5 protein-coding genes are annotated in these 7,815 nt (G+C 63.6%); all 5 read right to left on the bottom strand.

Going from position 1 to position 7,815, the window contains the following annotated elements; translation table 11 throughout:
- Positions 1–88: 88 nt before the first annotated feature.
- Positions 89–1,291: a M20 metallopeptidase family protein gene (locus SY1_RS00940; protein WP_015555881.1), complete on the bottom strand. Its 1,203-nt coding sequence runs from the start codon at positions 1,289–1,291 to the stop codon at positions 89–91.
- A gap of 65 nt (positions 1,292–1,356) precedes the next feature.
- Positions 1,357–2,601 (bottom strand): BaiN/RdsA family NAD(P)/FAD-dependent oxidoreductase, encoded by a 1,245-nt coding sequence (locus SY1_RS00935; RefSeq protein WP_015555880.1) that lies wholly within the window; start codon positions 2,599–2,601, stop codon positions 1,357–1,359.
- Positions 2,601–4,943, bottom strand: coding sequence for a Tex family protein (locus SY1_RS00930; RefSeq protein ID WP_243440542.1), 2,343 nt, complete (start codon positions 4,941–4,943; stop codon positions 2,601–2,603). The genes SY1_RS00935 and SY1_RS00930 overlap by 1 nt, the downstream gene beginning before the upstream one ends.
- 314 nt (positions 4,944–5,257) lie before the next feature.
- The gene (locus SY1_RS00925; protein WP_015555879.1) at positions 5,258–5,740 is read right to left on the bottom strand and encodes a hypothetical protein; all 483 of its coding nucleotides are present in this window, start codon (positions 5,738–5,740) and stop codon (positions 5,258–5,260) included.
- Positions 5,737–7,482, bottom strand: coding sequence for a WD40 repeat domain-containing protein (locus SY1_RS00920; RefSeq protein WP_015555878.1), 1,746 nt, complete (start codon positions 7,480–7,482; stop codon positions 5,737–5,739). The genes SY1_RS00925 and SY1_RS00920 overlap by 4 nt, the downstream gene beginning before the upstream one ends.
- Positions 7,483–7,815 lie beyond the last annotated feature (333 nt).

Here is a 7,815-nt window from a genome sequence, read left to right as displayed (position 1 = left end):
TCCACCGCTCCTGGCGGCACCTCCCCTTAGGGGAGGCAATCCATATTAGACGTGAATTGGTATCAGGGTGCGCGTGGGGGCCTTCCGATCAGCGGCTGAGATACGTCCACGCGAAGGCGGCATGGATGGCCGCGGCGCGTTTCAGCTGAGCCTCGTCCAGGTCGAACTTTGCCGAGTGGTGGGGCCTGTGGGTCCCCGGTCGGTCCGGGGCCGCCGTCCCCAGCTGCAGGTACGTCGAAGGGACGGCCTCCGCGAAGCAGCTGAAGTCCTCGGACCCCATGTTGAGCGGCGCCTCCACCATGGCCTCCGGTCCGAAGAGGTCCGTCCCGGCCCGGATCAACAGGTCCGTCATGGCGGGGTCGTTGAAGGTCGCCGCCGTGGATCTCTGATAGTCCAGCTCCGCGCGGCAGCGGAAGGCCGAAGCGATGTCCGAGGACAGGCGCCTCATGCCCGACTCGACCGCGTCCTGGACGCTGCGCTCGAAGGTGCGCACGGTCCCCACCATCTTCACGCGCTCCGGAATGATGTTGAAGGCCCTGGAGGAGGTCTCAAGACAGCCGACGCTCAGCACCGCGGTATCCCTGGGCGATACCTCGCGCGAGATGACGGTCTGGAACGCACTGCCGATCTGGAACGCAGCGGGCGTCGGATCGACGGCCAGCTCCGGGGCCGAACCGTGTCCCCCCTTGCCCTCGATGGTGAGGTTCCAGACGTCGCAGGCGGCATAGCAGGGGCCGCGTCGGTACAGCAGCTCGCCTGAGGGGAAGATGGAGGCCACGTGCAGGCCGAAGGCGGCGTCCACGCCGTGAAGGGCCCCTTCCTCGACCATGGCCCTGGCTCCGGACCGGTCACCCGCCTCCTCCGCCGGCTGAAAGAGCAGGCGCACCGTGCCCCGCAGCTCGCTCCGGATCTGCATCAGGATCTTCGCCGCCCCCAAAAGACCCGCCGTGTGGGCGTCGTGCCCGCAGGCGTGCATGACGCCCTCGTTCTGGGAGCGGTACTCCACGTCGTTCTCCTCCGTCACCGGCAGCGCGTCCAAGTCGGCGCGCAGGGCGACGCACTTGCCCGGCGCCCCTCCCTGGATGTCCGCGATGAGGCCGCTCGAGGTGCCGTCGTAGCCCCGATGCACCGTCTCGATACCCAGCTTCCGAAGCTCCTCCTGAACGCGGTCCGTGGTCCGTTCCTCCTGCCAGGACAGCTCAGGATGGCTGTGAAAGTGCCGCCGCAAGGCGATAACCTCCGGCTCGAACTCCCCGGCGAGCTCCCTGATCCTCTCGATGACGTCGTTCATGACCCCAACTTCCTTTCATTCCTCTACAAAACGATCCAATCGCATCTCCGTCGTCCTCCGGTCGGTCAGCCGGGCTGCTGCGCGCCCTCGCCCGCCACCCAGCCCGTGCTCCAGCAGATCTGGAGGTTGAAGCCACCCGATGGCCCGTTGAGGTCCAGCACCTCGCCCGCGAAGTAGAGGTTCTCGCACCGCTTGGAGCGCATCGTGGCGGGGTCCACCTCCTTCAGGCTGACGCCCCCCCGGGTGACCACCGCGTTGTTGAAGCTCCACAGCCCGTTGACCGTCAGGCGGATGTCCTTCAGCAGGTCCGCCGTCGCCTCCGCCTCCTCGCTCGAGACGTAGGCTGCGGGCTTGTCCTCCGGCACGTCCGACAGCTCCAGGATCATGGGGATGAGGGGGCCGGGCACCAGCCCCTTCAGGGCACCGGCGAAGCGGCGGGCGCTGAACTTCTCCAGGTCGCGGCGCACCCGTTCCGTCAGCTTCTCGCGCGTCAGGGCCGGCTTCAGGTCGATAGAGAGGGAGAGGGGCCCCTGGGCCATCCAGTCGGGCACGGAGGAGCTCATGTCCATGATGACGGGCCCGCTGACACCGAAGTTCGTGAACTCCATCTCGCCGAAGCGCTCGTCCACCCGCTTTCCGTCCACCAGTGCCGTCACCCGAACGTTTCGCAGGTTGCATCCGTGGGCCAGCTTCACCCACGTCTCATGGGTCTTGAGGGGGACCAACGCCGGCATCGGCGTGACGATCGCGTGCCCTGCCTGCTCCGCAAAGCGGTAGCCGTCCCCCGTGGAGCCCGTGCGGGGGTAGGACTTGCCGCCCGTCGCCACGATGAAGCGATTCGCCTCCAGCTCCTCGACCTCCGTGATGAGCCGCTCCACGCGCCCGTCCCGAACCTTCAGGGACCGCACGGGGGAGCTCCTCAGGATGCGCACTCCGAACTTCCTGCAGAGCATCAGGAGCGCGTTCAGCACGCGCTGGCCGCCGCCCTCCGCGGGGAAGACGCGGCCCCCCCGCTCCGTCACGGTCTCGACGCCGTGCTTCTGAAAGAAGGCGAGGGTCTCTGCCGGACCGAAGCGGCTGAAGGCGGACCACAGGAAGCGGCCCTTCTCCCCGTAGCGTGCGATGAAGGCGGCCGGGTCCGGCTCCGCGTTCGTGAAGTTACAGCGCCCCCGCCCCGCCAGCAGGAGCTTGGTCCCCAGGGAGGCGTTCTTCTCCGTCAGGAGGACGCGCTCCCCCAGCTCCGCCGCCCGCAGGGCCGCCATGAGACCCGCCGGCCCGCCGCCGATCACGATGGCGTCGAAGCGTTCCATCAGCGCCGCCGCTTTCCGCCCTCAGCCAGCTGTTCCCTGAAGAGCGATCCCATGGTCATGTCCGGCTTCTCAGGCCTCTCGCGCCGCCCGCCGGCCCGGTGCGCCCCCTCGCCGCGGGGCCTGCCCTCCGGGGTCCTTTCGCCCAGGTCGGACTTTCGCGCCGAGAGGGCGATGCGGCTTCGCTCCAGGTCCACCTCCAGCACGGCCACGCGGATGTGCTGCCCCGGCTTCAGGTGCGCGTGGGGGTTCTCCACGAACACGTCCGCGATGCGGCTGATGTGGACCAGCCCGTCCTGGTGGACGCCGACGTCCACGAAGGCGCCGAAGTCCGTCACGTTGGTCACGATGCCGTTCAGGATCATGCCCGGAGCCAGGTCCGTCATCGTGCGGACGTTGGGGTCGAAGGCGAAGGGCTCGAACTTCCGCCGCGGGTCGCGCCCCGGCTTCTCCAGCTCCGACAGGATGTCCTTCAGCGTGGGGAGACCCGCCGTCTCAGAGACGAAGTCCGGGAGGCGGATGCGGGCGCGCAGCGCGGGGTCGGAGAGGAGGTCGGCCACCGTGCAGGAGAGGGCCGCGGCCATGCGGGCCACGGTGGCGTAGTTCTCCGGGTGGACGGCGCTGGCGTCCAGCGGGTTCGCACCTCCCAGGATGCGGAGGAAGCCGGCGGACTGCTCGAAGGCCTTGGGGCCGAAGCGAGGCACCTTCTTGAGGGCCTCGCGGTCGCCGAAGGGGCCGTTGGCCTCGCGGTACTTCACGATCTGGGAGGCCGTCTGGCGGTTGAGGCCCGAAACGTAGGACAAAAGCTCCGGGCTCGCCGTGTTGACGTTGACGCCCACGGCATTCACGCAGTGGGTCACGACGTCGTCCAGCGCCTGCTTCAGCTCCTTCTGGTCCACGTCGTGCTGATACTGGCCCACGCCGATGGACTTGGGGTCGATCTTGACGAGTTCGGCCATGGGGTCCATGAGGCGGCGGCCGATGGAGACGGCCCCCCGGACGGTGACGTCCTGGTCCGGAAACTCGCGCCGGGCCACCTCGGAGGCGGAGTAGATGGAGGCGCCGCTCTCGTTGACGGAGACGACGGCCACGTCGGGCAGGTCCAGGCCCCGCACGAAGACCTCCGTCTCGCGCCCCGCCGTGCCGTTGCCGACGGCCACGGCCTCAAGATGGTACTTCCGCACCAGCTCCCGCAGGACCCTGCCGGCGTCCTCCCGCTCGCGCTCGGACCGCTGGAGGAAGACGACGGTGTGAAAGAGCAGCGCCCCCTGCGCATCCAGGCACACGACCTTGCAGCCGGTGCGCACGCCGGGGTCGATGGCCAGCGTGGCCCGCTGCCCCATGGGCGCGGACATCAGCACCTCCCGCACGTTCTCCGCAAAGACGCGGATCGCGTCGGCGTCGGCCCGCTTCTTCATCGCCCCCCGCAGCTCCGTCTCGATGGACTTCCGCAGGAGCCGCTTGTACCCGTCCTCCACGGCGGCGGCCACCATGCGCGACGCCGCGCCCGCGCCGTGCACGAAGCGGCGCTTCAGCAGGGAGATCGCCTCCTCCTCCGGAGGCGCGGCGCTCGTGGTGAGGAACCCCTCCCGCTCGCCCCGCAGGATGGCCAGCACGCGGTGCGACGGCATGGAAGCGGCGCTCTCCTCAAGCTCGAAGTAGTCCCGGTACTTCGCGCCCTCCTCCTCCTTGCCCCTGGCGCAGGCGCTGGTCAGCACGGCCTTGCGGGCGAAGAGCCGCCGCGTCTCCTGGCGGGAGTCCGGGTCCTCGCTGACGCGCTCGGCCAGGATGTCCATGGCGCCGGCCAGGGCCTCCTCGGCGCTGGCAACGCCTCGGTCCCCGTTCACGAAAGCCTGGGCGGCAGCGGCAGGGTCCATGGCGTCGTCCTGCGCCATCAGGAGGTCCGCCAGGGGGGTCAGGCCCTTCTCGGCGGCGATGGAGGCGCGGGTGCGGCGCTTGGGGCGCCACGGCAGGTAGACGTCCTCCAGGGCGGTCATCGTCGGGGCGGCCGCGACGGCAGCCCTCAGCTCATCCGTCAGAAGGTTGCGCTCGGCCAGCGAGTCCAGGATGGCGGCGCGGCGCTTGTCCAGCTCCGCCATCCGCGCGGCGCGGTCCCGGATTGCGGTGATGACGGTCTCGTCCAGCGATCCCGTCGCCTCCTTGCGGTAGCGCGCGATGAAGGGGACGGTGCAGCCGTCGTCGAAGAGGGAAAGCACGGCCTTGACCTGAGCCGGGGTGAGCTTGAGCTCCTTTGAGATGGCGTCCGGAATGTCGAGGGCGGGGTGAGGGGCGCAAGCCTCGGAGTTGGGGGTAGAGCGTACCGTCGTCGTTTCCATCAGAATCATCTCCTCCCTGGCGGAGCTGCGGGTCAACTGCGTCCCAGGCCGCCTGAATGGAATTGAGCGGAACGGAAAGATTATACCAAAAGGGGAAGAGGGACGTCGCCTCAGCCCCTTGAAAATGTCAATGACCAGATAAAAACCCAAATCCACGGTCTGCGGCGGCCTTATCGGGGCTCAAGCCCGTCATGGTGCAGGTCAAGCTGGCTCTGGCCTTGCACCCATCAGGTGCAGCAGAAAACGCACAAAACCTGTTTCTGCTAAAAATTTGTCTATAACTTTAAGTGAAATGAGTCTACGAAAAGAAAAACAAAACGAGGTTATCTTGCTACAGAAACGGCGCGAAACCTGTTTCGGATGGGACTGGACCTGACTAAAATCGCGGAGGCCACCGGACTGCCCCTGGATGAGCTGCAATCCTTAAAAAACGCGGGGCGGGCGTAAGCGCACAACAAGCCTCGACGACGATCAACAGAAAGAAGGGTTGCCGGATCGATCCCAATGCGGCAACCCTTCTTGTTTTTGTTTGCGAGCGACCGGCGTACGGCGGAGTCCGGCCCCTCGGAGTATTTCAGAAAAGCGGAGAGCTTCCGGGGGCGTGTTGTATAGTGGAAGTGGCCGTCATGCCCTTCCATTGCATCCAGATTTTTGAAGTGCGCTCCTGTGAAACCAAGATCGTCAGTATAGCTGGGAACATACCCTCCATGACCCCCCTCACCCTTCAGGCAGGTGCTCGTCATCTCGTACGAAAGTTTGATGAGCTGCAGCATCTCAAGCTGCTTGTCGTGGCTCCACGTCGTCATTTATCCTCGCCCTCCTTCAGGTCGATAAATGTCAATGTCCCTCCATACTCGCTCTTCATTGCAACCGCAAAAAGCCGCGGCTTCAACCAAATAAAGCGCCAGGAGTCTCCCTGGTCTCTTTGTACAACTTTATAAAGAAGCTGCTTTTCAGCCAAAGTGTCCAGGTTCAAAAAGTTCAGGGCAATCAACACGACACCCGAAACCTGATTGTTTCCGGCAAGCATAACGACCTGCTCTCCATCCGCGGACAGGGCCAGACGCCACCCCCGGCTCTTCAGTTCCCTGGTTCGACCGGTTTGCAGGTCCAGTTCCAGCAAGACTCCCTCATACCCTCCTTCTTTCAACTCTTTTTCGCAAAGGAGATACGCCCTCGTTCCGTTTGCGTTGAGTCTCCATTCATACCAGGGTTTAATACCCCATAAAATTAGTTGATACCCACTTAAATGAAACAATTGCTCCTGCCATTTTTCTGTATCCATTAGGCAAAATCGATTAAATTCCTTTTGCATCCCTTCTATTGAATATACAAAACAAGATGCATCTGAGGCAAAATACGCACTCCCTTCAACACATAAATCAAAATCAACAGAGAGTCCTTTACGTATCCTTCGAAAAGAACTTAAAGCATTCTTTTTTATATTTCCTTCTGTACAAAAAAGGTCCACTGTATCAAGATCATGCCCAAGATCCTTCTCCCTTTCCCTCACCGCATCGGCCTCATCGCCGTACCAACCCTGAGGCATCCGATTCCATATCCAGCTCCGGTGCCACAACACCAGCAGCGTTTCCTCGTCCGGGCGGAATACCATGTCGTGGAACACCTTCTCCTTGTGCTCCTCGTGCTCCGGCCAGTCGAAACCAGGCAGACGCCTGAACCCCTCCACCTCGTACACCGCCAGGTCGCTGGTCCCCTCAACCCGCCCACGACCCGCCGCGGCCAGGTATCGCCCCCCAGGACTGAAGCGCACCCGCTGCACCGCAAGGCAGTCGTCGCTCCAAACGCACTCCCGCCCCCCCGTATCCCACACGTAAAGCCCCTTCTCCGTCCCCAATGCCAGCAGACTCCCGTCTGGAGAACCTGCCATGCAGTTGATTACTTCCTTCACTCGATAAATTTTGACCTCAGGCGCCTGATTCAGCTCTTCCCTCAAGTTCCTCGAAGACTGCACCGAGTCCCACGCCGGAAGGGCCGGCGCCAGATAGCAGACGATGGCCACCACAACCATCACCGCGTCCAGGCAGGCCGCACGAAAATTGCCACTTGCCCCGCCAACAGCAGCCATCAGCTGGCCCAGCCGGCTGGCCGACCGGAAAAGTTTGACAAACAACACCAACAGGCCACCGACAACTCCAAAAACAAGCAACACCACAAACGGCAGCATCGCAACGCTGGACGGGCCGTCGAACCCGAAAAAAAATGACCCCACAGACACTACAGCCAACAAAATAGCGGCCTGTATCCCTTCAACGACCGCATAGAACATCAGGACACCGCCGGTGGAAGAAGGCCTTTGGCTGTAGAACCACATGAGCAGCGGCAGTGCTGCAAAAAGGGCTTTTCCGAGGATGCTCATGCCCCCCGCAGTCCCCAGAAAGAGGAGGAGAAGGTTGCCCGCCCCAGATACTACCTGAAGGAGAACCACCATAAAGTAGATCATCAACAGCGTTCCGATTTTCTGGCGGCACTTCTTGATCTCCTCCAGCACACTCTCCCGCGTCGGTTCCAACGTCGCCTCGTCCATTTGTTCCGCCTCCTGAACTTCTGAACTGGACGTCCCATTTTTGCTTTGAATCGTCAACGTGATGATGAAGAGAATATCAATATAAAACTATCAAATACCGTTGCGGCTGTCAATAGGAACAGGAATGAGGGAGCAGGACACTTCTCGCAGGGGAGGCAAGGCAAGCAGGGCGCGCTTTTGGGCCCCTCTGCAAGGGGGGCTGGCGAGCCCCGCAGGGGCTGGGGGGTTGTTTTGGGGCGTGAAAGACAACCCCTCCGGTTCGCTAGCGCGAACCACCTCCCCTTGCAGGGGAGGCAAAGCAAGCGGCGCGTTTTTAGGACCCCGGACTTCCTT

The organism is Fretibacterium fastidiosum, assembly GCF_000210715.1.
In the GTDB taxonomy this organism is placed as follows: Bacteria; Synergistota; Synergistia; order Synergistales; family Aminobacteriaceae; genus Fretibacterium; species Fretibacterium fastidiosum.
This window is presented reverse-complemented; position numbering and strand designations above follow the sequence as displayed.